Raw genomic sequence first — 23,114 nt, 5'->3', positions numbered from 1 at the left:
CTCCGGAGCGTTGACCTTCCTGGACGACGGGATATGTCTGGCCGCAGACGTGCAGATGCCTGGAGTTTAGGCGCAGTTTTGCAGGAGGCAGGGCAGATTGTCGGGGGCGGGGGGATCGATGAGCTTATGTGGCGAGGCGTATTCAGGGTTTGATCAGGGTTTTCTGCCGCAGGATATACACCGTCACCAGCACTGCGCTGGTCAGCATGAAGCCACGTGCCCAGGGCAGTGGGACGAGGATGCAGGACAGGCCGATGCTCAGCCACATCAGGCCAATGGCGTAGACCTTGCCCTTGAGCGGGATGCCATTGCCGTCCAGATAGTCGCGAATCCATGGGCCGAGTCGTGGATGCTCGACCAGCCATTGATAAAAGCGCGGTGAACTGCGGGCGAAGCAGGCGGCCGCCAACAGCAGGAAAGGGGTGGTGGGCAGTACAGGCAGGAAGATCCCGATCACCCCCAACGCTACGCTCAGCCAGCCGATGGCCAGCAGCACGTAGCGCAAGATCAGGGGGCGATTGCCTATGGGGTCAGCCACAGGCAAGGACTTAGTGGTGACGAGGCTTGAGGATCGCCGGTTTTTCGTCTGGCGCGTTGCACAGCAGGTACAGCGCGGTCAGGGCTTCCGGGATCTGTACGATCATGTCGTCCATCAGGTTGGCGTCGGCCGCGATGTCGGAGAACTCGGGCTGTTCATCGAACAGGCCGGAACCGACCATGATCGGCAGCAGCATTTCGCTGACTTCGTCTTCGGCGGTTTCGAACCAGGCTTCTTCACGCAGGAATACGCCTTCCATGAAACCGATGCACCAGCCGCGCAGGTCGGAATCATCCGGCTCTTCGCCCAGGTCCAGGTCGCATGGCAGCTCGAACTCTTCATCGGACGCCAGTTGGCGAGCAATGTGAGCCTTGAGGGCCAACAGGGTCGATTCGATTTCCTGACGCTCGGCGTCGTCGCGATAATGCGGCTCTTCGGCGAACAGCGCGTCGATCCACTCACGATCAGGCACTGTCTCGGAACAGATTGACAGGGCCGTCAGGTAGCCGTGGGCGGCCACATAGTCCAGCGCCTCGTCATGCAGCTCGTCGGCGTCGAGGAAGGCTTGCAGGCGGGTTAGTTGCTCAGCGAAGGACATTGAAGGGCTACCTTGGGAATATACGATGCCCAATTCTAGGCGTTCTTGAGCGGTCCGGCCAGCCGCACGGCAGATTTGCCAGCATTGTGTGTTGTTGCGGCTATTCGTCAGTGACGCCCTTTGCCCGGTATCGCTCGGGTATACTCGCGCGTTTTGCAAAGCCCTGCAGGTGTCGCGACGGTCCAGGACAAATCCGCTTACGGATCTGTCCGTGAACAATGCGGTTTTTTGATCCAGCCTGCACACAGGGATATTCAGCACCATTTGGAGTTTTTCATGCTCGAACAGGCTCAGCGCGTCCTCAAGGACATCTTCGGCTACGACAGTTTTCGTGGCCGTCAGGGTGCCATCATTGAGCGCGTGGCCAGCGGCGGTGACGCTCTGGTGCTGATGCCGACCGGCGGCGGCAAATCATTGTGCTTCCAGGTCCCGGCACTGTTGCGCGATGGCCTGGCGGTGGTGGTTTCACCGCTGATCGCCTTGATGGACGATCAGGTCGCGACCCTCGAAGAGCTCGGTGTGGCCGCGGCGGCGCTCAATTCGACCTTGAGCGCCGAGCAACAGCGCGATCTGGCGGCGCGGATCAAACGAGGTGAAGTGAAGATGCTGTACCTGGCGCCTGAGCGTCTGGTCCAGCCACGGATGCTGGCGTTTCTGCAAAGTCTTGAAATCGCTCTGTTTGCCATCGACGAAGCTCACTGCGTGTCGCAATGGGGTCACGATTTCCGCCGGGAATACCTGCAACTGGGCCAGTTGGCGGAACTGTTTCCCAACGTCCCGCGCATCGCCCTGACCGCCACGGCCGACAAGCGCACCCGGGAAGAAATCGTCGAGCGCCTGCATCTGCAGAATGCCGAGCGCTTTCTGTCGAGTTTCGATCGGCCGAACATTTTCTACCGCATCGTGCCCAAGGAGCAGCCGCGCAAGCAGTTGCTGGCGTTCCTTGCGGAGCGGCGCAGCGATGCCGGCATTGTTTATTGCCTGTCGCGCAAGAAGGTCGACGAAGTAGCGGTGTTCCTCAGCGAGCAAGGTTTCCCGGCGTTGCCGTACCACGCTGGCCTGCCCAACGATACGCGGGCCCACCACCAGAAGCGCTTTCTCAACGAGGAAGGCCTGATCATGGTCGCCACCGTGGCGTTCGGTATGGGCATCGACAAGCCTAACGTGCGCTTCGTCGCGCATCTGGACTTGCCGAAATCCCTTGAGGCCTATTACCAGGAAACCGGTCGGGGTGGCCGTGATGGTCTGCCGGCGGATGCCTGGATGGCTTACGGCCTGCAAGACGTGGTGATGCTCAAGCAGATGCTGCAGAACTCCGAAGGCGATGAGCGCCACAAGCGTCTGGAGCAGCACAAACTCGACGCCATGCTCTCGCTGTGTGAAGAGACCCGCTGCCGCCGTCAGACGCTTCTGGCCTACTTTGACGAAGATATGCCGCAACCCTGCGGGCATTGCGACAACTGTGTCGACGGCGTGCAGACCTGGGACGCCACCGAACCGGCTCGTCAGGCTCTTTCGGCGATCTACCGCACTGGCCAGCGCTACGGCGTCGGGCATCTGGTGGACGTGTTGCTGGGCAAGGACAACGAAAAGGTCCGCAGCTTCGGCCATCAGCATCTGTCGGTGTACGGTGTCGGCAAGGCGCGGGCTGAAGGCGAATGGCGTTCATTGTTCCGACAACTGGTGGCGCGCGGTCTGGCGGACATTGATCTGGAAGGTTACGGCGGCTTGCGCTTGAGCGACAGCTGCCGGCCACTGCTCAAGGGGGAAGTGACCCTGGAGCTGCGCCGCGACCTCAAACCGCAAACCACCGCGAAAAGCAGCAGCACCAGCCAGGCCAGCCAGTTGGTGCGAGGCGAAGAGCGCGAGCAGTGGGAAGCCTTGCGCGCCCTGCGACGCAAGCTCGCCGGAGAGCATGGCGTGCCGCCGTACGTCATCTTCCCGGATTCGACCTTGCTCGAAATGCTCCGCAGCCAGCCAAGCTCCTTGCCGGAAATGGCCAAGGTCAGCGGCGTCGGTGCACGCAAGCTGGAGCGCTATGGCGAGGCCTTCCTCGAAGTGCTGGGCGGCCAGGCCGAGGCGCCGAAAGTGGTTGCCGATTTGCGCCACGAATTGATCACACTGGCGCGCGCCGGTATGACGCCGATGCAGATTGCCGGTCAGTTGCAGTGTTCGGAAAAGAACGTCTACACGATGCTCGCCGAAGCCATCGGCAAGCAGCAACTGTCGCTGGAGCAGGCACTGGACCTTCCGGAAGACCTGATGGGTGAAGTCCAGGACGCATTCCTGGATGGCGAGGGCGAGTTGCCGCCGGTGTCGGAGATTTCCGCGTTGTTTGCCGGCCGTGTTCCTGAGGGCGTTTTGTACTGTGTGAGAGCGGCATTGCAGTCGGAGTTTGAAATTTAAGTGCCGAAGATCAAGATGTAACGATTCAGTGCAGAGCGAGCCTTGCCTAGAGCTGAGGGTCATGCTTAGCTGACTAATAATTAGTATCAGCCTATTTCAGTCTAACCATGAGTTTTTTATGCCGTTAACCGATCAACACCGTTTTGGCATGCAGTTGGCGCAGATGTCTCGCGGCTGGCGCGCCGAACTGGATCGCCGACTCGCCGGCCTCGGCCTGTCCCAGGCCCGCTGGCTGGTGCTGTTGCACCTGGCGCGTTTCACAGAAGCCCCGACTCAGCGTGAGTTGGCACAAAGCGTCGGTGTTGAAGGACCGACGCTGGCACGCCTGCTCGATAGCCTGGAAACCCAAGGGCTGGTGCTGCGTCAGGCCGTGGTGGAAGACCGCCGGGCGAAAAAGATAGTGCTGTGTGCGTCCGCCCGTCCCTTGATCGAACAAATTGAAACCATTGCCACCGAGTTGCGCCACGAGCTGTTCGAGGGCGTCGACGAGGAAGATTTGCGGGTGTGCATGCGGGTTCATGGGCACATTCTGGCCAATCTGGAAAAATCTTGAGGCATAACCACACCGCAGACTTTTGAGAACTGGCGCAGAGCAGACTATAAGAACTGTAGGGTCTGTTGACGTTTGGTGACGAACCGCGTTTCTGGGCCAACGTGTGCGAGGCAAGGCGCGGGATGCCGCCAATGGTTGTTCCCTTGGCAAATCCCGCAACGCAGCCTCGCGCACGTTGGCACGCAACCCGAAGGGACGGGGCCCACTTGATGCAGGGCTGCGTTGCTCGGAACTTATTTGGAACAACCAAACTGCGTTCCTCGCGCCTTGCCCTGCATCAAGTGGGCATCCGTCGCGGCCGTCACCAAACGTCAACAGACCCTAGGCAATAACGTGTTCGTACTGGACGTGCGAATGCGCACAGGTTGATTCTGGTTAGCTAAGGGATGCTCATGCTCAAGAGTTTGCAGTCTGTGTTACGGCGCTCCGTCAGCCTGTTGTCGGTCGCTGGTGCCTTGAGTTACTCCGCCTTGGCACCCGCGCTGGGGTTGGGCGACATCACGTTGCACTCAGCCTTGAACCAGCCGTTGAATGCCGAAATCGCCTTGGTCGATCCCGGCGCCCTGAGTGACGGTGAGCTTTCGATCAGCCTGGCGACGGCGGACGAGTTCGCCCGCGCCGGTGTCGAGCGAGTATTTTTTCTCAACGACCTGCGTTTTACCGTCGTTCTGCAGGGTGATCGCAGCGTGATTCGGGTGGTGTCCAGCAAGCCGGTCAATGAACCGTTCCTGAATTTTCTGGTGCAGGCGAACCAGCCCAATGGGCATCTGCTGCGCGAATACACATTGCTGATCGATCCACCGGGTTCACCGGGGATCGTACCGGCGAGTGACGTCGAGCCGGTCCCGACGACCAGCCAGCAACCCACTGCCGCCGTACCCGCCAAAACGCCAGCAGCGACCCCGGTGAGCACGGCGCCTGCGGTTACCGACCGCACTTCCGAGTTGCTGGCAGCCAGCGTCCTGGAAAACCAGCAGCTGAAACAAACGGTCGATCAATTGAACGCCCGGCTACAAGCCCAGGATGAGCAGCTTGCCAGCCAGCGCAAGCAAGTCAGCGATCTGCAAACCGAGTTGGCCGAAGCCAAAAAAACCTTGCCCGCCCCCGCCATTGCTGCAGCGCCAATTCCGGTGCCCGTTGCCCCCGTGGATGAGGCGAGCAGTTGATGGGCGTTGTGGGTGATCGGCGGCCTGCTGGCGCTTGGCGTGCTGTTGCTGCTGGGCCTGTTTGCGCTCCGTCAGCGACGGGTACGGCCTGTGTCAGAGTCTGCGCCGCGGCATGAACCGATGGGCGTTCGGGGAGCGCCCGATGCTGCACAGAAACCATCGATTGAGCTCTCTACGACGCAGGCCGCCCCTGCGAACCGCGAAACCGTTCGTGGGGCAGAAGTGCTTGAGGGCGTCGGAATCTATCTGACCTATGACCGCTTCGCCGAGGCGGTCAGTCTATTGCGCGAAGCCTTGCTCAAAGAGCCGCAGCGCAGCGATTTGAACCTGAAGTTGTTGGAGGTACTGGGGCTGCAGGGCGACAGCGCAGCTTATTCGGACCACGAAAACAGCTTGCTTGAAGCGGGTTACAGTGCCGAAGTGCTGGAGCAGATTCGCGCACGGTCGCCGAAACTGGCCAGTGCACAATCGTTGGCGACTCTTGAGTCGACGGCTGAAACGACGGCTGAACCTGCTGCCTCGGTAGGGGATGAGTTCCAGTTGAATCTGGATGACTTGTCGATGGATTCGAGCTGGGATCTGGCCAGTCCGTCCGACACAACAGCGGCAATGGCTAAACCCGTGGATCAGCTGGAACCGCTGGACGATGGCTTTCTCGACCATTTCGCCGATGCATCACCGACCCTGGCACTTGAGCCGTTGTCGGGCGAATTCGCAGTGCCTGTGCACGAAGAGATCCACCCCGGCAAACTGGAAGAGGCGCAGAACTGCATTGACGACGGTGATCTGGACAGCGCCATTGCGCTATTGAACGAGTTGCTCAAGGACAGTGACGAATCCTTGAAGCAAACCGCCCGCAGCCTGTTAGCCAGCATACGCTGAGCTCCTGTAGGAGCATGGCTTGCCAGCGATGGCGTCCGTGAGATCGCTATCGCCAGCAAGCTGTGCTCCTACAGGTCTCGCGCAGCCATCAATTTTCGCAATACCTGCGATCAGTACGTCTGCCCAAGGCTCAGGAAAATCGAGCGGCAAAGGCGGCTATTATAGCGGCGCCATCTAGCTCAAGAGTCCAGAACGCCATGACCACACTCAAACCGGAAATTGTCATCACTTACTGCACGCAATGCCAGTGGCTGTTGCGCGCCGCCTGGCTGGCCCAGGAGCTGCTCAGTACCTTCAGTGACGACCTGGGCAAAGTTTCTCTGGTGCCGGGAACCGGCGGGGTGTTTTTCATTACCTGCGACGGGGTACAGATCTGGGAACGCAAGGCCGATGGCGGCTTCCCGGAAGCCAAGGTGCTCAAGCAGCGGGTCCGGGATCAGATCGATCCCGACCGCGATCTCGGACACAACGATAGAACTCAGTGAGAGGCGGCTTCGGCCGTCATGCTTTTCTTGCTTGAACCACCAGACAGGCTGCTGGACACCACGATCGCTATGATAATCAGCGCACCACCGATCAACATCCGCAGTGTCGGATTCTCACCGAACAGCAGCCAGGCGACGGTGATGCCGTAAACCGGCTCCAGGGCAAACACCACCGCGGCGGTGCGAGCCTTGATCACCGCCAGGCTGGCAACGAACAGGCTGTGGGCGACGCCGGTGCAGAACACCCCGAGCAGACCGATCCATAGCCAGTCGATGGCGCGCACCTCACTCAAGCCCGGTGCCGCCATAGGCAGCAGGCAGAGTGCGACGACTACGTTCTGACACAGCGCTGCCTGCACGGCGGGAATACGCCCGGAGCTGGCACGGTTGGTCAGTGACAGCAAGGCGAACAGCAGGCCCGAGCCTACCGCCCAGAGCAGGCCGCTGGTGGCTTCACTGGCGAGGTCGAAATCCGGGGTGACCAGCACCAGGCCGACGCTCACCAGCGTCACCAGTAGTATTTCATTGGCGCGGATTCGCTCGCGGAAGATCAGGCCTTCGAGGATCACCGTGAACGCCGGGAAACTGGCAAAGCCCAGGGTCGCAATCGCCACGCCGGCGACTTTCACCGCAATGAAAAAGCTCACCCAATGCCCGGCCAGCAACAGACCGCTGAGCAGCAGACGACGCCAGTCCACTGCCTCGAGTTTCTGCCAGCCAGTGTTGCTGGCGAAACGGGCAAAGAACGCCAGAGCGATCACCGCGAATGCCGCACGGCCAAAGACAATGATGGCAGGGGAGGCCGCGGCGAGTTTTCCGAACACACCCGTCAGGCCAAACATCAATGCGCCGATATGCAGGGCGCCAAGGGCGGTTCGCGGAGTCATTTCAATCCTTAATCCATAGAGGCAGTTACGACATTGAACCGCGTGACGGTCTGATCTGTCTGTCGCCAGACTCGCGTTTTTTATCGTCAGCCTAGCGCTTGCTCGCTGTACGACGCAGCGCGCCCGGCGAGGCGCCGAATTCGCGCATCACCGCTGCGGCGAAGGCACTCTGGGAGCCATAGCCGACGCGGCTGGCCACTTCGCCGATGGGCAGCGCGGAGTCACGCAGCAACTTCACCGCAATGTGCAGACGGCGACTGCGGATGTAATCCATCGGCGTCTGCCCGCATTCAGCGACAAAGCGTGCGTGCAGGCGCGCGCTGGACAGCCCGGCGATGCGCGCCAGATCGGCGACTTGCAGCGGATAGGCGGCGTATTGGTCGATGTGCGCGTTGAGCGCGGCGTAAGGCAAACGGCGCCCGGCGATGCTGTTCGGCGCGGCATTGTTGAGGCTGGCGAGCAACAACACGGCACCTTGCTGGGCGATCAGCGGGTCAGTGACCGGGCTGCTCGCCAGCCAGCTCACCAGTTGACTTTGCCCGGCATCCAGCGGCAAGCGCCCAGGGTTGTCGATCAAGCGCCGACTGGCATCGGCATGCTCGCCCAATGATTGCGAAATCCATTGATCGCTCGGCACATCGAGCACCAGGCAGCGGCTGCCATTCGGGCTGCCGCAGGCGTGATGAGCGCCTGACGGTACGACCACAAAACTCTGCTGCACCACCTGGCTGCCATGACCGCCGACCTCGAAGTCGAGCGCGCCCGACAGACCGAACACCAGTTGCGCGTGGTCATGGCTGTGGACGATCAGGTCGTGAGTGTATTGGCGTAGCGTGAGGATCGGTCTCATCGCAGTCTCCTGGGCAGACTCGCAGTCTACACCGGCCGCGCCTCGGTTCGGGTTGTCATCAGACTGCCGTATTTGTGTCATGGGCTATTAATCGCTGCGGTGCAAGCTTGCGAAAAATCCCGCAGAGGTTACCCATGACCAGCGCCGAACGTGCCAAGCCCAGCCGTAAACAACGCGTGCGCACCTTGTGGATTTCCGATGTGCACCTCGGTACCCGGGATTGCCAGGCTGAGCATTTGTCTCAGTTTCTCAAGGGCTATCAGGCTGACAAGATCTATCTGGTCGGCGACATCATCGATGGCTGGAAGCTGCGCAGCGGCATGTACTGGCCACAGGCTCACACCAACGTCATCCGCCGTCTGCTGACCATGAGCAAGCGCGGCACCGAGGTGATTTACGTCACCGGCAATCACGACGAGTTTCTGCGGCGTTATTCGAAGCTGATCCTGGGCAATATTCAGCTGGTGGACGAGGCGGTCCACATCACAGCGGATGGCCGGCACCTGTTGGTGATTCACGGCGACCAGTTCGACGTGATCACGCGTTATCACCGCTGGCTGGCGTTTCTCGGCGACTCGGCCTACGAGTTCACCCTGACCCTCAACCGCTGGCTCAATCACTGGCGTGCACGGTACGGCTACGGTTACTGGTCGTTGTCGGCGTACCTCAAGCACAAAGTCAAAACCGCGGTCAGCTTCATCAGCGATTTCGAAGAGGCCATCGCCCACGAGTGTGTCAAACGCGAGCTGCACGGGGTGGTTTGCGGGCACATCCACCATGCGGAAATTCGCAAGGTCGGTGAGGTGGACTACCTCAATTGCGGAGATTGGGTGGAGTCGTGCACGGCCTTGATCGAGCATTGGGATGGCACGATCGAGTTGTACCGGTTGGCGGATGCGCAGGCGCGTGAAGCTGAGTTGAAAGCCTTGAAGGTTGCAGAGCCTGCTTGATCCGACAGGTTTAACTTTTGTGGCGAGGGAGCTTGCTCCCGCTCGACCGCGAAGCGGTCGTAATCCGGCAATCGCGATCCATCCGAATACTCGCGGCGGCTGACATCAGGGTCGCTTTGCAACCCAGCGGGAGCAAGCTCCCTCGCCACAGGTCCGCGGAGTTTCAGACCGGCGCGTGTTCTTCCATTGCCGCCGTGTAGATCGAATTTTTCGGCTGGGCAAACAGGCGTTCCATCATCGGTTCGAAGAAACTCAGTGGCAGGCTCTCGTAGTCCGGATCAAAGGCTGCAGCGTCATACCTGGCGCAGAACTCGATGGTTTGCCGGTACTGCGGGTGTTCGCGAAATTGCTCGCACAGGTGCCGGTCCATACCCAGGTAATGGAAGAAGTAATAGCCCTGGAAAATCCCGTGTTTTTCCAGCATCCACAGGTTTTCAGCGCTGACGAATGGCTTGAGGATCGCCGTCGCAATGTCCGGGTGGTTGTAGGAGCCCAGGGTATCGCCAATGTCGTGGAGCAGCGCACACACCACATATTCCTCATCCCGGCCATCGTGCCAGGCGCGGGTGGCGGTTTGCAGTGAGTGGGTCAGTCGATCGACCGGGAAACCGCCAAAATCACCCTCCAGCAGTTTCAGGTGCGCCACAATCCGTGTCGGTAATTGTTTGGCGTAGGCACTGAAGTCCGCGGCGATGATCGCCCAGTCTTCCTGCGTACTATCCTTCATATGGGTGAAACGGGCGTGCGCATTCATCAGCTATCCTCTTATTGTTTTCAAAGGGACGTTGTGCAGTGTAGATCCTGGATCCAATGCTGCGCTGGCCATGTGGGACGGCTTGATGGCCCGACGAGCCTAGAAAGGCACTTTGCCGAGGATCATGTCGCGATACATGACGAAGTCGCCGAGCAGGCTGTAAAGCGGATGCTGGAATGTCGCCGGGCGATTCCTTTCGAAGAAGAAGTGGCCGACCCAGGCGAAGCTGTAGCCGGCCAGAGGCAGGGCCAGCAACAACATCCAGGTCCCTTTGCCGATAGCGAAGGCGAGGATGAAAATCACCAGGCTGGTGCCGACAAAGTGCAGGCGTCGGCAGGCACTGTTGCTGTGTTCGCCGAGGTAATACGGGTAAAACTCGGCGAAGCTGCTGAAACGTTTGATGTTTTCCACGACTGCGTTCTCTGTGGTTATTGTGCTGCCGAGCGGATGTTCTGCGGGTAGCTTATTTAAGTCTAGAGTCATCGGTGGCAACAGCCAGTGACCTTGGGCGCCACATTAGTATCCTTTTGAAATTGGCCGTGACACGCGGCTCATCAAGTAAGAAAACGCCATGAGCGAACGAACGACTTCTGCAAGCTGGGCGATGGGGATTGTCAAGGCACTGGAGATGGACGGCCTGGATTGCCGGGTGTTGTTCAAACAGTTGGGGCTCGACTACGCGGCGCTGGATGATCCGGATGCGCGCTTTCCTCAAGATTCGATGACGCGGCTCTGGCAGCGCGCGGTAGAGCTGTCCGGCAACCCGGCGATCGGTCTGAACATGGGCAAGCTGGTCCGCCCGGCATCGTTTAATGTGGTCGGTTATGCCTTGATGTCGAGCCAGACCCTGGCTGAAGGTTTTCAGCGCCTGGTGCGCTATCAGCGGATCATCGCCGAAAGCGCCGACCTGAGTTTTCGCCTGTTACCCGAAGGTTATGCACTGATTCTGACGGTGCATGGTGACCACCTGCCGCCCACCCGGCAAAGTGCCGAGGCGTCACTCGCCTGTGCGCTGGGCTTGTGTGGCTGGCTGACCGGGCGCACCTTGCAGCCACGCAAAGTGTTGATGCAGGGTGATCAACCCGAAGACCTCGCACCGTACAAATTTGCCTTTCATGCGCCGCTGGAATTCAACGCGCCCTATGACGCGCTGATTTTCGAACGGGCAGACATGGAAGCGCCGTTGCCGACTGCCAATGAGGCCATGGCGTTGTTGCATGACCGGTTTGCCGGCGAGTATCTGGCGCGGTTTGCTGAAAGCCGGGTCACCCACAAGGCACGGCAAGTGCTCTGTCGCCTGCTGCCGCAAGGCGAGCCCAAGCGCGATACGGTGGCGCAAACCCTGCACTTGTCCCAGCGCACCTTGCAGCGACGCTTGCAGGAAGAAGGCACGAGTTTTCAGACGCTGCTCGACGACACGCGCCGTGAGTTGGCCGAGCAGTACCTGGCGCAACCGAGCATGACCCTGCTGGAAATCGCTTACCTGTTGGGGTTCGCCGATCCGAGCAATTTCTTCCGGGCCTTTCGACGCTGGTTCGATACCACGCCCGGCGAATACCGGATGCGGTTGATGGACGCGCCCAAAGAACTCAGTGACGCCAGAACGCCGGGATACACAGCACAAACACGGTAATGATCTCCAGTCGGCCGAGCAGCATGCCGAGGGACAGAATCCACTTGGCGGCGTCGGGCAGGCTGGCGAAGTTACCGGCCGGGCCGATGGTTTCACCCAGCCCCGGACCCACGCCGGAAACCGTACTGGCGGCACCGGTCAGGGCGGTCATCCAGTCCACGCCCAGCAGTGATAGCGCCAGGGCGATGGCGCAGATGGTGATCGCAAAGAAGAACGAAAACGTCAGGATCGAGCGAACGATTTCTTCGTCGAGACGATGACCGTTGTACTTCTGCTTGATCACCGCACGCGGGTGGATCAGTTGGTTAAGGTTGGCCTTGAGCAGGATAAAGGCCACCTGGAAACGGAAGATCTTGATCCCGCCAGCGGTCGACCCCGAGCAACCACCGACAAAGCCCAGATAGAAGAACAGCATCAATGAGAAGTTGCCCCACAAGCTGTAGTCCCCCAGCGCAAAACCGGTGGTGGTGACCACCGAGGTGACGTTCAGCGCAACGTGGCGCAGTGCGTCCAGCCAATGCAGGTTGGTGGTCCACCAGTACCAGGTGCCGAGCACCAGCCAGGTCACCAGCAGCATGCCGAGCAATCCCTGCACTTGTTGATCCTTGATCAACGCCCGCCGATTGCCGCGCAAGGTCGCCACGTACAAGGTAAACGGCAGGCTGCCGAGAATCATGATCACCACCGCGACCCAGTGCACGGCCGGTTGCGTCCACTTGGCCAGGGACTGGTCGGAGGTGGAGAAACCGCCGGTGGATATTGCCGACATCGCATGGTTGACGGCGTCGAATGGGCTCATGCCCGCCCACCAGAACGCCAGGCTGCCAAGGATGGTGATGCCGACGTAGGCGGCGACGATCAGCCGGGCCACCATGTGCGAACGCGGCATGACTTTTTCGGAACGGTCCGACGACTCGGTCTGAAACAGCCGCATGCCGCCGATGCGTAGCAGTGGCAGAATCGCGACCGCCATGCCGATAAAGCCGATACCGCCCAGCCAGTGCAGCAACGAACGCCACATCAGGATGCCCGGAGACATGCTGTCCAGGCCGCTGAGCACAGTAGAGCCGGTGGCGGTGATACCCGACATGCTTTCGAAAAACGAGTCGGTGTAACTGATGCGCTGGGTCAGCAGAAACGGCAATGCCGCGAATATGCAGACCACCACCCAGCTCGAAACAGTCAGCAGGTACATGTCCCGCGGGCGCAGGTGTATATGCTCTGGTCGCCCGGGAATGACCAGCGCCAGACCGGCGACAAAGGTAATCATGCTGGCCCAGAGGAACGACGGCAGGTCGCTGGTGCGGTCGTAAATCAGCAGGGTTGCCATCGGCACAACCATGCTGATGGCCAGAGTGATCAGGAAGATGCCGATGATGAAACCAATAGTCCGTAAGGTCGGCAACGCCATGAAGTCCGCTCGGGCTGATAGGGAAGGGCGCCATTCTACCCGCGAGGCAGGGCATGTAAACCGGCACCCCGGCGGCAGTTGCCGCTAGAATAGCCAGACATTTTTTTCAGGAGGTGGCCGATGCAGGCTCTCGACGCTTTGCTCAACCGTGTATCCGTTCCGCGTTTGCTCGACCCGGCGCCCACCGCAGCACAACGGGAAGTGTTGTTTACCGCAGCCATGCGTGCACCGGATCACGGGCATTTGCAGCCGTGGCGTTTTTTGACAGTCGAAGGTGCGGCGCGTGAGCAATTGGGCGAGTTGCTGGCTGAGGCTGCACGCCTGCAAGACGCCGATGTGCCTCAGGCCCTGGTGGACAAGGCACGTAACGGCCCGCTGCGCGCGCCGTTGGTTGTCATTGTGGTCGCACGTCTGCAAGACCACATCAAAGTGCCGAAGTCCGAGCAGTTGCTGGCGGCAGGGTGTGCGGCCCACGGTATCTTGCTGGCGGCTTATGCTCAGGGTATCGGCGCGGTGTGGCGTACCGGCGAGTTGGTCTATTCGGCGCATGTGGCCCAAGGGTTGGGCCTGGCGGAAGGTGAAGAAGTCATTGCATTCCTTTACCTGGGCACACCGCAGAACGAACCGCGCGTGGCCGGTAAAGTCGATCTCGCCGAGTTTGTCAGCGCCTGGCCTGCCAAGCCCTGAATCATTGGCAGATTGATTTAATGTGGGAGCGAGCCGGCTCCCACAGGTTTTTAGGGTTGTACGGCTGCGCCGGGTTCCAACGGCAGATCCAGGCTGGCAATGAATCCACCCTCCGGGTGATTGGCCAGAATCAGGCTACCGCCGTGGCGCTCCGCTGCACGCCGGGCGATGGCCAGCCCCAGGCCATGTCCGGCGGCCGTCTGCCCGGGCGCCCGAAAAAACGGCTCCCCCAGTTGCTTCAAATGCTCGGCCTCTACACCAGGGCCATGGTCGTGCACGCTGATCACAATCCGATCCCCCTGACGCACTGCCAGCACTTCAATCGGTTGTCCGGCCGGATTGAAGCGTTGGGCGTTGCGCAACAGGTTGTCCAGCGCCCGCTCGATCATGGTCGGCCAGCCCTTGAGGGTTAATTGCTGTTCGGCTTCGATACGGATGCTTTGCTCTGGCGCGCCAAGCTGAGCGTCTTTTTGCACAGTATTGAGTAGTGCATTGAGGTCGACCTCTTCGGCACTCGCGTTGTCGGCGTCAACCCGTGCCAGCACCAGAATTTCACTGATCAGTGCTTCCAGGCGATCACATTCGCGGGTCAATCGTGGCCAGAGCTTTTCGCGTTCTTCGGGGCCGGCCCGTTCCGCAAGCGCCAGGGCGATACGCAACCGGGCCAACGGCGAACGCAGCTCGTGAGACACGTCGCGCAGCAGTTGCCGCTGGCTGCCGATCAGGCTTTGCAGGCGTGCGCCCATGCGGTTGAAGTCGTTGGCCAGCACGCCAAACTCGTCACGCCGATTGGCCAGCCGCGCCAGGCTGTTTTGCTGATAGGTCGTCTGACCGAGGTCGTGCACCGCGCCGCGCAAACGGCTCAACGGGCGGGTGATGGACAGCGTCACCAGCAGGCTGAACAGCGTCAGCACCACCAGGGCAATCGATAGCGCACTGAGGGGCCAAAGCAGGCTGTTACGGTGCCAGGCGTTGAGCTCTGGATGCGGAATACGGTAGATCAGCAAGTAAGTTTCGGCGGTTTTCGGGCTGGTGTACTCGACGGTCAGACGCCGCCAGGGCAGGTGGCGGCCGCTGTCGTCGGGGTTGTCGTTCTGCCGTGCTTCCAAGGCCGCCGCGCGGCGAGGGAAGGTCCCGCGCACCACCGGGTCACCACTTTCGTTCAGTACCTGAACATCGATGTGGTAACGCCGTTTGCGTTGTTCGAGCAAGGCTTGCGCCGCGTCCTCGCCTTTTTCTTCGTAGAGCTGCGTCCACTCTTGCGCCAGGGTATTGAGACCCGGGTGGCGACTGAGAATCCAGGCGTCCTGGTTCAGCATGTGCCCGAGCAGGATCGACAACCCTGCAACCAGAGCGATGGCCAGCCAAAAACTGGCCAGGATGCGCCAGAACAATGAACGCACGGGAAGTCCTCAAACAAAGAAAGCCCAATGGCGATTGACCATTGGGCTGGGAAGTAACGCTAGAACATTATTGCGTTTTTTTCGGTTGCTGGGCTTTCCACGCCTGAAACTCGGCCCATTCGGCTTTGCGTTCGGCCTGCTTCTTTTGGATAGCATCGAACTTCTGCTGTTGGTCCGGCTTGAGAAGGGCACGAATGTCCTTCTCGGTTTTCTGGCGGCCGGCCGCCATTTGGTCTTTCATGGCCTGCTGATCGGCTGGCGAGAGTTTTTGCAGGTACTGCTCTACCAACTGTTTACGCGCATGCATCTGTTCGCCAATCAGTTTGCGGATCTGCTCGCGTTGTTCATGGCTCAGATCCAGTTCTCTGTACATGCCTTTGCCGCCGTGCATGTGCTCGCTGTATCCGTGGCCATCCATTGGGCCCATCGGGCCTTGGCCTTCTGGTGCAGCCATGGCAATGGTTGGCAGTGCAGCGGCGAACATCAAAGCGATAAGGGTCTTGCGCATGGTGTGTCTCCTTGTCTCGTTCCCGGTGTGTTCCGGATGAGTACAGATTACGCAGATCAAGGTCAGCGGCGGTCAGCGGAGCGTAAAGCTTGAGTAAAGACGGTTTTGTGCTGCCCTGACAAAACAGAGCCCCCGTAGCAGCTGGCGAGCCCGCGAGCCTGCTGCTACGGGGGGCGCATCGGGTTCAGAGGCTGTAGTAATAACCGCGGCTGCGCAGGGCAACGATGCGCGGGCGGCCGTCGGGGTGTGGGCCGATCTTTTTGCGCAGGTTGCTGACGTGCATGTCCAGGCTTCGGTCGTACAGGGTCAGCTTGCGCCCGAGGGCGATCTGCGCCAGTTCCTGCTTGTCCAGCGGTTCGCCGGGTTGCTTGAGCAGGGCTTCGAGCAGGCGACTTTCAGAGACGGTCAGGGTGAATTCCTGTTCGTCGATGCTGACCACGCCACGGACCGGGCTGAAGCACAGGTCGCCGAGCTCCATCTGGCTGGACACCGCCGCCGGATGACTGCGCCGCAGCACCGCACGCAGGCGCGCGGTCAGCTCACGGGGATCACAAGGCTTGGCCAGGTAATCGTCGGCGCCCAGTTCCAGGCCGAGGATCCGGTCCAGCGGTTCGCCACGGGCCGAGAGCATCACCACCGGCAGGTCCGGGTGGTCATTGCGCAACTGCTTGAGCAGCTCCAGACCGCTGCCGTCGGGCAGCATCACATCCAGCACCACTGCTGCCGGCGCAGACTCCGCCAAGGCGCGGCGCGCACTCAGACCGTCGTGGCAAGCGCGCACGACAAAGCCTTCCTGGCTCAGCCAACTGCTCAGGAGCTCACACAGCTCCTGGTCATCATCAATTAGTAACAGCTCGCTCATGACTCACTCAATTTAGCCATTGCCGACGTTTTCTACGTCCACCACTGGCGAAGATACCGCAGAGCAGGGCCAATAGCGCTACTCCGGCGCCAGTGACGAACCACTGCTGTTGATCGGTCAGCAGGCGCGGCAGCGGGTTTGCCTGGGCTTCCTTGAGTTGCAGCTTGAGGCGCTGATTCTCTTGGCGTAACTGGCCCAGCAAGGCGCTTTCGCGTTCGTTGTCGGCATTTTGCAGTTGTTTGTTCAGCTCTTCCCGTTGCCGCTCGCTTTCTTTCAAGCGCTGCTGCAATTCGGTGATCTGGCTTGCGGCGCTTAACGACAGAGGCGTTGAATAGCCTGAGTCCGAGTGCTCTTCGGCGTGGGCGAAGGCCCCGATCGATAACGTGACCAACAGCAGACACAGCGGACCTTGGCGCATCGAAACTCCTGATTCCAATCGAGTGTTGGGCAGGTTGTCGGCCGTTGAACGCGAATAATGAGCAATTGAACACGCGATGAACCGAAGGTTCATCGCGCATAGGCTGGGTTATGGCAGGACTTGCTTGAACGGTTTGACCAGAACGTTGGCGTAGACGCCTGCGGCAATATACGGATCGGCGTCGGCCCAGGCCTTGGCGGCTTCCAGGGAGGCGAACTCGGCGACGATCAGGCTGCCAGTGAAACCTGCTGCGCCCGGATCATTGCTGTCGATGGCAGGGAGCGGGCCTGCCAGAATCACGCGGCCCTCGGCCTTGAGCTGTTGCAGCCGCTCAAGGTGGGCAGGACGCGCAGCCAGGCGGTTTTCCAGGGAGTTGGCGACGTCTGTAGCAATGATTGCGTAAAGCATGTCAGTCCTCGGTTTTTGGCGTAGAAGTGTCGGCGTCGTGCAGGTGGCGGGACAGGTAAATGCCCTGGCCGACCAGGAACAGCAGGGTCATGCCCAGGCTGCCGAAGACTTTGAAGTCGACCCAATAGTCCTGGAAGGTGAATGCAACGAACAGGTTGGCCGCGCCGCAAAACAGAAAAAAGCCGATCCAGGCGATGTTCAAACGGGTCCAGACCAGGTCCGGCAGGGTCAGCGCGTGGCCCATGATGCGTTTGATCAGCAACTGCTCGCCGATGAAGTGGCTGCCGATAAAGGCCAGGGCGAACAGCCAGTTGACCACCGGCGCTTTCCATTTAAGGAAGGTTTCGCTGTGGAAGGCCAGGGTCAGGCTACCGAAGACCAGGCAGGCGATCAGGGTCAGCCACTGGCTCTTCTCCAGCTTGCGCTGTTTGATGAAAAGCGTGCCGTAGACCACCAGGGAGCTGGTGATCAGCATTGCAGTGGCGCTGTAAATACCGCCTACCGTCAGTGGGTAACCGGCGATGTCGACGACCCGTGGATCGATTTTGAAGACGATGAAAAACAGCAGAAGCGGGATGAAGTCGATGAATTGTTTCACAGTGGCAGCCAGAAGCAGGATGTGGCGGCATAATAACAAACATATTGAGTCGCGAAAGCGCCAGCTGATTTGAGGTTACACAGTCCTGTGAATGTTGATTTGCACTGCCATAGCACAGCCTCCGATGGCGCCCTGGCGCCTGCGGTACTGGTTGCGCGTGCGTTCGAGAAAGGCGTGCGAGTCCTGGCCTTGACCGACCACGATACCCTCGAAGGCCTCGACGAGGCCCGCAGCGCTGCGGTAGGGCTGGGGATGCAACTGATCAACGGCGTCGAATTGTCCTGCACCTGGGGGGGCGCGACCATTCATGTGCTCGGTTACGGGTTCGACGTCAATGCCCCGACGCTGGTCGAGGCAATTGCCAAATTGCGTGACGGACGCTGGCTGAGGTCCGAAGAAATCAGCCGCAAGCTCGAACTCAAGGGCATGCCCGGCGCGCTGGAAGGCGCGCGGGCGATCCAGCAGGAGCTTGGTGACAGCGGCAATGCGCCGGCCCGACCGCACTTTGCCGACTATCTGGTCCGTGCAGGCTTCGTCAAGGACCGTGCCGAAGCCTTCCGCAAGTGGCTGGGCGCCGGCAAGCTGGGGGACGTCAAGCAACACTGGCCGACCCTCGAAGAAACCGTTGAAACCCTGCGCGCTGCCGGGGCCTGGGTCAGCCTGGCGCACCCTTGGCACTATGATTTCACTCGCAGCAAACGCCGTCGCCTGATTGCCGACTATATTCAAGCAGGCGGCCACGCAATTGAAGTGGTCAATGGCCATCAGCCAGCCGAGCAGGTTGGCAGCCTGGCTATTCTTGCGCGTGAGTTCGGTCTGCTGGTCAGTGCCGGCAGTGATTTCCATGGACCCGGAGGCTGGTCCGAGATCGGCGAGTACCGCCCACTCCCGGAGGACCTGCCACCGCTTTGGTGTCGGTTCAAACATGACCCAGCCGTTATTGCCGTCTGAACAGGTAGACAATGTGAGTCAATTTTTCCAGATTCATCCGGAAAACCCGCAAGCGCGCCTGATCAAACAGGCTGTCGAGATCATCCGCAATGGCGGGGTGGTGATTTATCCCACTGACTCGTCCTACGCCATTGGTTGCCAGATCGGTGACAAGACTGCCGTGGAGCGCGTGCGCCGGCTGCGTCAGCTGGATGAAAAGCACAATTTCGCGCTGATTTGCAGCGACCTGTCACAACTGGGGCTGTTTGCCAAGATCGACACCGGCACCTTCCGCTTGCTCAAGGCCCACTTGCCGGGGCCTTATACGTTTATTCTCAACGCCACCCGCGAAGTGCCGCGTCTGCTGCTGCACCCGAAGAAGCGCACCATCGGTCTGCGGGTGCCGAGCCATCCGATTGCCCTGGCGTTGCTCGAGGAACTGGGCGAGCCGCTGATGAGCGTGACCCTGATCATGCCCGGTGACACCGACCCGTTGAGCGACCCTTATGAAATGCGTCAGTTGCTTGAGCATCAGGTCGACCTGATCATCGATGGCGGTTTTGGTGGTATCAAAGCCTCCACGGTGATCAACCTGGCCGACGGCGAACCCGAAGTGATTCGCGTCGGTTGCGGTGACCCCGCGCCGTTTACGGTTGAGGCCTAGATGTCCGCAGTAGAGCCCGTCGATAGCCAGGCCGGGGCACAGCAAGAGCTGCCGTTCGCCATGGTCTATGGCCAGGCGGTCATGGAAATGCCGCTGGACCTGTACATTCCGCCGGACGCGCTGGAAGTTTTCCTTGAGGCCTTCGAAGGCCCGCTCGACTTGCTGCTGTACCTGATCCGCAAGCAGAACATCAATATCCTCGACATTCCGGTGGCGGAAATTACCCGGCAATACATGGGCTATGTCGAGTTGATGCAGTCGGTGCGGCTGGAGCTGGCCGCCGAGTATCTGGTGATGGCGGCGATGCTCGCCGAGATCAAGTCGCGCATGCTGCTGCCGCGCTCGGCCGAGATCGAGGAGGAAGAGGACGATCCGCGTGCCGAGCTGATCCGTCGCTTGCAGGAGTACGAACGCTTCAAGGCCGCGGCTGAAGGCATCGACGGCCTGAGCCGGGTTGGCCGCGATGTGGTAGTGCCCAAGCTCGATGCCCCGCAGGCCCGGGCGCGCAAGTTGCTGCCGGAGGTGAGTCTGGAAGAATTGCTGATGTCCATGGCCGAGGTGCTGCGCCGTGGCGATATGTTCGAAAGCCATCAGGTCAGCCGCGAGGCGTTGTCAACGCGCGAGCGTATGAGCGATGTGCTGGAACGGCTCAAGGGCGGCGGTTTTGTGCCTTTTGTCGAGCTGTTCACCGCTGAAGAAGGACGCTTGGGTGTGGTCGTGACCTTTATGGCGATCCTCGAACTGGTCAAGGAATCCTTGGTCGAGCTGGTGCAGAATGAGCCGTTTGCGGCTATCCATGTGCGGGCGCGAGCCGAATAACGAGCAAAATCAATGAATCTGAGTGAACCCCGCGAGCTGGCGCCACTGCTTGAAGCCTTTCTGTTGGCCTCGGGAAAGCCGCAGTCGATGGAGCGTCTGTTCGAGCTCTTCGAAGAGGGTGAGCGCCCGGAGCCGCCGGTCTTCAAGAAGGCCTTGGCAATTCTCGCGAAATCCTGCGACGGCCGGGCTTTTGAACTGAAGGAAGTCGCCTCGGGCTACCGTCTGCAAATTCGCGAGAAGTTCGCGCCCTGGGTCGGACGTCTGTGGGAAGAACGCCCGCAGCGCTATTCCCGGGCGATGCTGGAGACCATGGCGTTGATCGCCTACCGCCAGCCGATCACCCGTGGCGAGATCGAGGATGTGCGCGGTGTGGCGGTCAACAGCCACATCGTCAAGACCCTGCTGGAGCGTGAGTGGATCAGGATCGTCGGTTATCGCGACGTACCGGGCAAGCCGGCAATGTTCGCCACCACCAAGGCGTTTCTCGATCATTTCAACCTGAAGAACCTCGACGACCTGCCACCGCTGGCCGAACTGCGCGAGCTGGAGCCCGAGCCGATGCTCGAGTTCGACGACGCGCCGGTGCCGCTGAGCCTGCAAGAACTGGCCGATGCCAGCGCCGAGCCGGAAGAACCGAAAGACGAGACCAGTTTCCATACCTTGTTGCTCGAACTGGATTCGATGGAAGAGGGGATCAAGACCGATTTTGACGACTTGCTGCGTGATGGCGCGGTCAGCGACAGCGAGCCGCAGATGCCAGACGATGTGCCTGTCGAGGTTGCGGTAGAGGCCGGGCTTCAAGTCGAAGCCGAGGCCGAAACTGAAGAAGTTGAGGAGGCTGAAGACGACATTCTCGGCGTTGCCGAAGCTCGCGAGAAACTGCTGGCTGCCGTCGCCGCGCTGGAACAGCCCAAGCCAAAACCCGAGCTGAGCGAAGAAGAAGCCGAAGCCCAGGCCCTCGCCGAAGCAATCGAGAACGAACGCCGCTCGCTCGAAGATTGACGCAAACCCTGTGGGAGCGAGCCTGCTCGCGATAGCGGTATATCAGACAACATTGATGTCGACTGACACTCCCTCATCGCGAGCAGGCTCGCTCCCACACTGGTTCAGTGTTGTGATTGATCGAACTCTGTGTCACCGGTCGGCGGAAAAACAATTATCCGACCGTTTATCCGCTAGTCTCTGATGCGCGAGCGGCGTCATGCGCGTATGATTCGCGACCCTTCGGCGATCCTTTCGCCCAAAGACCAGATTTCAACTCTTCAGGCCAGGCCTGAACAGACCACACCGGGAGGTGCCCAGATGAGTATCAACGATCAGAAAGACGACCAGGAAATCGGCCCAGCAGGCGAAAAACTGCAGAAAGTCCTCGCCCGTATCGGCGTCGGCTCGCGCCGCGACGTAGAAGCCTGGATCAGTCATGGCCGGATCAAGGTCAACGGCAAAGATGCCACCCTTGGCCTGCGAGTCGACCTGCACGACGCCATCACCATCGATGGCAAGGTGATCAAGCGTGAAGAAGCGGCCGAATCGGTCCGCCGCGTGATCATGTACAACAAGCCCGACGGCGAAATCTGCACCCGTGACGACCCTGAAGGCCGTCCGACCGTATTCGACAAGATGCCGAAACCAAAAGAAGGCCGCTGGATCAACATCGGTCGTCTGGACATCAACACCACCGGTTTGCTGATGTTCACCACCGACGGTGAGCTGGCCAACCGCCTGATGCACCCTTCCTACGAAATGGACCGCGAGTATGCGGTACGTGTGCGTGGTGAAGTCGACGACGAAATGATCGAACGCCTGAAGGCCGGCGTTGTTCTCGAAGATGGCCCGGCGAAGTTTACCGACATCAAGCAGGCGCCAGGTGGCGAAGGTTTCAACCACTGGTACCACTGCGTGGTGATGGAAGGTCGTAACCGTGAAGTTCGACGTCTGTGGGAATCCCAGGGTCTGGTGGTCAGCCGTCTGAAGCGCGTGCGTTTCGGTCCGGTGTTCCTCAACTCTGACCTGCCGATGGGCCGCTGGCGCGAAATGAGCCAGTACGAAGTCGACGTACTGAGTGCTGAAGTCGGTTTGACCCCGGTGGCCATGCCGCAAATGAACGCCAAGAGCAAAGACAAGCTGGAGCGTATGCAGCGCAAGTCGTCCCGCCCGGTCGGCAAGAGCGAGCGCGTGCGGACCCTGCGTCCAGCGACCGGTGCTCCAGCGGCTGCTGGCCCGCGTCCAGTGCGCGAGCCGCAGATCGAAGGCGAACGTCCAGCCCGCAAACCTGCGCCACGCCAGGACGGCGAGCGCGGTCCACGCACTCCGCGTCCGGCCAACGGTCGCACTGAACGTGGCGAAGGCCGCGGTGCTCCGTCCGGTGGTCGCAGCGATCGCGGTGCGCCAGCAGGTCGCGGTGAGTCGGGTCGCGGTACGCCAGTGGCAGACCGTCCGTCCGACACCAAGCGCCCGGCCAAGCCGGCGCCGAAAAAGCGTCCGGGCATCGTCCTGGTCGACCGTGATGCGCCATCGGGCAAGCGTCGCGGCGCACCGGCAGGCTCCGGTCAGCGTCCTGGCTTTGGTCGTCGCAAGCCGGAATAATCGGTCAGCGCCCATAAAAACGCCAACCCGCGGGTTGGCGTTTTTTTTGCCCTGGCTTTAGTGATGCAGTGTTTTTGAGTCTGTCATCGCGAGCAAGCTCGCGAAGGCGTCAGCCGCA

Annotated in this window: 26 protein-coding genes; 13 read left to right on the top strand and 13 right to left on the bottom strand. The window is 60.4% G+C overall.

Going from position 1 to position 23,114, the window contains the following annotated elements:
- Window positions 1-142 precede the first annotated feature (142 nt).
- Together HK44_RS19625 and HK44_RS19620 are read right to left on the bottom strand one after the other, a co-directional pair.
- The gene (locus tag HK44_RS19625; RefSeq protein ID WP_019692443.1) at window positions 143-538 is read right to left on the bottom strand and encodes a YbaN family protein; all 396 of its coding nucleotides are present in this window, start codon (window positions 536-538) and stop codon (window positions 143-145) included.
- A gap of 10 nt (window positions 539-548) precedes the next feature.
- Complete coding sequence (locus HK44_RS19620) at window positions 549-1,136, bottom strand: YecA family protein (protein ID WP_019692442.1); 588 nt, start codon at window positions 1,134-1,136, stop codon at window positions 549-551.
- Between the two features lie 276 nt (window positions 1,137-1,412).
- Here HK44_RS19620 and recQ point away from each other — a divergent pair, with 276 nt between their 5' ends.
- From recQ to HK44_RS19600, 5 genes are all read left to right on the top strand, one after another.
- Window positions 1,413-3,542: a DNA helicase RecQ gene (recQ, locus tag HK44_RS19615; RefSeq protein WP_019692441.1), complete on the top strand. Its 2,130-nt coding sequence runs from the start codon at window positions 1,413-1,415 to the stop codon at window positions 3,540-3,542.
- Window positions 3,543-3,660: 118 nt separating this feature from the next.
- The gene (locus HK44_RS19610) at window positions 3,661-4,095 is read left to right on the top strand and encodes a MarR family transcriptional regulator (protein ID WP_019692440.1); all 435 of its coding nucleotides are present in this window, start codon (window positions 3,661-3,663) and stop codon (window positions 4,093-4,095) included.
- Between the two features lie 392 nt (window positions 4,096-4,487).
- Complete coding sequence (locus HK44_RS30315; RefSeq protein ID WP_020723539.1) at window positions 4,488-5,261, top strand: hypothetical protein; 774 nt, start codon at window positions 4,488-4,490, stop codon at window positions 5,259-5,261.
- Window positions 5,262-5,273: 12 nt separating this feature from the next.
- Window positions 5,274-6,143, top strand: a complete 870-nt coding sequence (locus tag HK44_RS30310) for a FimV/HubP family polar landmark protein (protein ID WP_020723538.1) — start codon at window positions 5,274-5,276, stop codon at window positions 6,141-6,143.
- Between the two features lie 197 nt (window positions 6,144-6,340).
- Window positions 6,341-6,628, top strand: a complete 288-nt coding sequence (locus HK44_RS19600; RefSeq protein WP_019692437.1) for a SelT/SelW/SelH family protein — start codon at window positions 6,341-6,343, stop codon at window positions 6,626-6,628.
- On the opposite strand, the gene HK44_RS19595 is transcribed toward HK44_RS19600, so the two are convergent.
- Together HK44_RS19595 and HK44_RS19590 are read right to left on the bottom strand one after the other, a co-directional pair.
- A complete protein-coding gene (locus tag HK44_RS19595) occupies window positions 6,622-7,515 on the bottom strand; it encodes a DMT family transporter (RefSeq protein WP_019692436.1) in 894 nt (297 codons plus the stop codon). The genes HK44_RS19600 and HK44_RS19595 overlap by 7 nt on opposite strands.
- A gap of 91 nt (window positions 7,516-7,606) precedes the next feature.
- Window positions 7,607-8,365 carry a helix-turn-helix transcriptional regulator gene (locus tag HK44_RS19590; protein WP_019692435.1) on the bottom strand — a complete coding sequence of 253 codons (759 nt, stop codon included), beginning with the start codon at window positions 8,363-8,365 and terminating at the stop codon, window positions 7,607-7,609.
- A 134-nt stretch (window positions 8,366-8,499) separates the two neighbouring features.
- On the opposite strand from HK44_RS19590, the gene HK44_RS19585 reads away from it, so the two are divergent.
- Window positions 8,500-9,315, top strand: a complete 816-nt coding sequence (locus tag HK44_RS19585; RefSeq protein WP_019692434.1) for a UDP-2,3-diacylglucosamine diphosphatase — start codon at window positions 8,500-8,502, stop codon at window positions 9,313-9,315.
- Window positions 9,316-9,478: 163 nt separating this feature from the next.
- On the opposite strand, the gene HK44_RS19580 is transcribed toward HK44_RS19585, so the two are convergent.
- Both HK44_RS19580 and HK44_RS19575 read right to left on the bottom strand, forming a co-directional pair.
- Window positions 9,479-10,069, bottom strand: a complete 591-nt coding sequence (locus HK44_RS19580) for an HD domain-containing protein (RefSeq protein WP_019692433.1) — start codon at window positions 10,067-10,069, stop codon at window positions 9,479-9,481.
- 99 nt (window positions 10,070-10,168) lie between these two features.
- Window positions 10,169-10,480, bottom strand: coding sequence for an Mpo1-like protein (locus HK44_RS19575; RefSeq protein WP_019692432.1), 312 nt, complete (start codon window positions 10,478-10,480; stop codon window positions 10,169-10,171).
- A gap of 160 nt (window positions 10,481-10,640) precedes the next feature.
- Here HK44_RS19575 and HK44_RS19570 point away from each other — a divergent pair, with 160 nt between their 5' ends.
- Window positions 10,641-11,702, top strand: coding sequence for an AraC family transcriptional regulator (locus HK44_RS19570; RefSeq protein ID WP_019692431.1), 1,062 nt, complete (start codon window positions 10,641-10,643; stop codon window positions 11,700-11,702).
- Here HK44_RS19570 and HK44_RS19565 read toward each other — a convergent pair.
- Window positions 11,659-13,113, bottom strand: coding sequence for a TrkH family potassium uptake protein (locus HK44_RS19565; RefSeq protein WP_019692430.1), 1,455 nt, complete (start codon window positions 13,111-13,113; stop codon window positions 11,659-11,661). The genes HK44_RS19570 and HK44_RS19565 overlap by 44 nt on opposite strands.
- Before the next feature lie 120 nt (window positions 13,114-13,233).
- On the opposite strand from HK44_RS19565, the gene HK44_RS19560 reads away from it, so the two are divergent.
- Complete coding sequence (locus HK44_RS19560; protein ID WP_019692429.1) at window positions 13,234-13,800, top strand: nitroreductase family protein; 567 nt, start codon at window positions 13,234-13,236, stop codon at window positions 13,798-13,800.
- Window positions 13,801-13,850: 50 nt separating this feature from the next.
- Here HK44_RS19560 and HK44_RS19555 read toward each other — a convergent pair whose 3' ends face one another.
- The 6 genes from HK44_RS19555 to HK44_RS19530 all read right to left on the bottom strand — a co-directional run bounded on the left by HK44_RS19555 (window position 13,851) and on the right by HK44_RS19530 (window position 17,997).
- Window positions 13,851-15,203: a sensor histidine kinase gene (locus tag HK44_RS19555; RefSeq protein ID WP_019692428.1), complete on the bottom strand. Its 1,353-nt coding sequence runs from the start codon at window positions 15,201-15,203 to the stop codon at window positions 13,851-13,853.
- A 67-nt stretch (window positions 15,204-15,270) separates the two neighbouring features.
- Window positions 15,271-15,711, bottom strand: coding sequence for a Spy/CpxP family protein refolding chaperone (locus tag HK44_RS19550; protein WP_019692427.1), 441 nt, complete (start codon window positions 15,709-15,711; stop codon window positions 15,271-15,273).
- A 184-nt stretch (window positions 15,712-15,895) separates the two neighbouring features.
- Entirely contained in the window at window positions 15,896-16,573 is a 678-nt protein-coding gene (locus HK44_RS19545; RefSeq protein ID WP_019692426.1) for a response regulator transcription factor, read from the bottom strand.
- Between the two features lie 7 nt (window positions 16,574-16,580).
- Window positions 16,581-16,991: a translation initiation factor 2 gene (locus tag HK44_RS19540; protein ID WP_019692425.1), complete on the bottom strand. Its 411-nt coding sequence runs from the start codon at window positions 16,989-16,991 to the stop codon at window positions 16,581-16,583.
- Between the two features lie 108 nt (window positions 16,992-17,099).
- Entirely contained in the window at window positions 17,100-17,399 is a 300-nt protein-coding gene (locus tag HK44_RS19535; RefSeq protein ID WP_019692424.1) for a YciI family protein, read from the bottom strand.
- Window position 17,400: 1 nt separating this feature from the next.
- A complete protein-coding gene (locus HK44_RS19530; protein WP_019692423.1) occupies window positions 17,401-17,997 on the bottom strand; it encodes a septation protein A in 597 nt (198 codons plus the stop codon).
- An 87-nt stretch (window positions 17,998-18,084) separates the two neighbouring features.
- Here HK44_RS19530 and HK44_RS19525 point away from each other — a divergent pair, with 87 nt between their 5' ends.
- The 5 genes from HK44_RS19525 (at window position 18,085) to rluB (ending at window position 22,996) form a co-directional block, all read left to right on the top strand.
- A complete protein-coding gene (locus tag HK44_RS19525; RefSeq protein ID WP_019692422.1) occupies window positions 18,085-18,948 on the top strand; it encodes a PHP domain-containing protein in 864 nt (287 codons plus the stop codon).
- Window positions 18,949-18,961: 13 nt separating this feature from the next.
- Window positions 18,962-19,591, top strand: a complete 630-nt coding sequence (locus HK44_RS19520; protein ID WP_024265084.1) for an L-threonylcarbamoyladenylate synthase — start codon at window positions 18,962-18,964, stop codon at window positions 19,589-19,591.
- Window positions 19,592-19,711: 120 nt separating this feature from the next.
- On the top strand, window positions 19,712-20,410 hold the full coding sequence (locus HK44_RS19515) for a segregation and condensation protein A (RefSeq protein WP_187682502.1): 699 nt from the start codon (window positions 19,712-19,714) through the stop codon (window positions 20,408-20,410).
- Between the two features lie 12 nt (window positions 20,411-20,422).
- Entirely contained in the window at window positions 20,423-21,412 is a 990-nt protein-coding gene (gene scpB, locus HK44_RS19510; RefSeq protein ID WP_019692419.1) for an SMC-Scp complex subunit ScpB, read from the top strand.
- Window positions 21,413-21,712: 300 nt separating this feature from the next.
- Window positions 21,713-22,996: a 23S rRNA pseudouridine(2605) synthase RluB gene (rluB, locus tag HK44_RS19505; RefSeq protein ID WP_019692418.1), complete on the top strand. Its 1,284-nt coding sequence runs from the start codon at window positions 21,713-21,715 to the stop codon at window positions 22,994-22,996.
- Window positions 22,997-23,114 lie beyond the last annotated feature (118 nt).

Origin of the sequence: Pseudomonas fluorescens HK44, from assembly GCF_000217955.3 — a bacterium.
GTDB classification, from domain to species: Bacteria; Pseudomonadota; Gammaproteobacteria; order Pseudomonadales; family Pseudomonadaceae; genus Aquipseudomonas; species Aquipseudomonas fluorescens_AQ.
Note: the sequence above shows the minus strand (reverse complement) of the source record. Positions and strands in the feature narration are given on the sequence as shown.

Coding starts and splice junctions, on each gene's coding strand:
- HK44_RS19620 (WP_019692442.1), bottom strand. CDS start 1,136: ATGTCCTTCGCTGAGCAACTAACCCGCCTGCAAGCCTTCCTCGACGCC.
- recQ (WP_019692441.1), top strand. CDS start 1,413: ATGCTCGAACAGGCTCAGCGCGTCCTCAAGGACATCTTCGGCTACGAC.
- HK44_RS19610 (WP_019692440.1), top strand. CDS start 3,661: ATGCCGTTAACCGATCAACACCGTTTTGGCATGCAGTTGGCGCAGATG.
- HK44_RS30315 (WP_020723539.1), top strand. CDS start 4,488: ATGCTCAAGAGTTTGCAGTCTGTGTTACGGCGCTCCGTCAGCCTGTTG.
- HK44_RS19600 (WP_019692437.1), top strand. CDS start 6,341: ATGACCACACTCAAACCGGAAATTGTCATCACTTACTGCACGCAATGC.
- HK44_RS19595 (WP_019692436.1), bottom strand. CDS start 7,515: ATGACTCCGCGAACCGCCCTTGGCGCCCTGCATATCGGCGCATTGATG.
- HK44_RS19590 (WP_019692435.1), bottom strand. CDS start 8,365: ATGAGACCGATCCTCACGCTACGCCAATACACTCACGACCTGATCGTC.
- HK44_RS19585 (WP_019692434.1), top strand. CDS start 8,500: ATGACCAGCGCCGAACGTGCCAAGCCCAGCCGTAAACAACGCGTGCGC.
- HK44_RS19580 (WP_019692433.1), bottom strand. CDS start 10,069: ATGAATGCGCACGCCCGTTTCACCCATATGAAGGATAGTACGCAGGAA.
- HK44_RS19570 (WP_019692431.1), top strand. CDS start 10,641: ATGAGCGAACGAACGACTTCTGCAAGCTGGGCGATGGGGATTGTCAAG.
- HK44_RS19565 (WP_019692430.1), bottom strand. CDS start 13,113: ATGGCGTTGCCGACCTTACGGACTATTGGTTTCATCATCGGCATCTTC.
- HK44_RS19560 (WP_019692429.1), top strand. CDS start 13,234: ATGCAGGCTCTCGACGCTTTGCTCAACCGTGTATCCGTTCCGCGTTTG.
- HK44_RS19550 (WP_019692427.1), bottom strand. CDS start 15,711: ATGCGCAAGACCCTTATCGCTTTGATGTTCGCCGCTGCACTGCCAACC.
- HK44_RS19545 (WP_019692426.1), bottom strand. CDS start 16,573: ATGAGCGAGCTGTTACTAATTGATGATGACCAGGAGCTGTGTGAGCTC.
- HK44_RS19540 (WP_019692425.1), bottom strand. CDS start 16,991: ATGCGCCAAGGTCCGCTGTGTCTGCTGTTGGTCACGTTATCGATCGGG.
- HK44_RS19535 (WP_019692424.1), bottom strand. CDS start 17,399: ATGCTTTACGCAATCATTGCTACAGACGTCGCCAACTCCCTGGAAAAC.
- scpB (WP_019692419.1), top strand. CDS start 20,423: ATGAATCTGAGTGAACCCCGCGAGCTGGCGCCACTGCTTGAAGCCTTT.
- rluB (WP_019692418.1), top strand. CDS start 21,713: ATGAGTATCAACGATCAGAAAGACGACCAGGAAATCGGCCCAGCAGGC.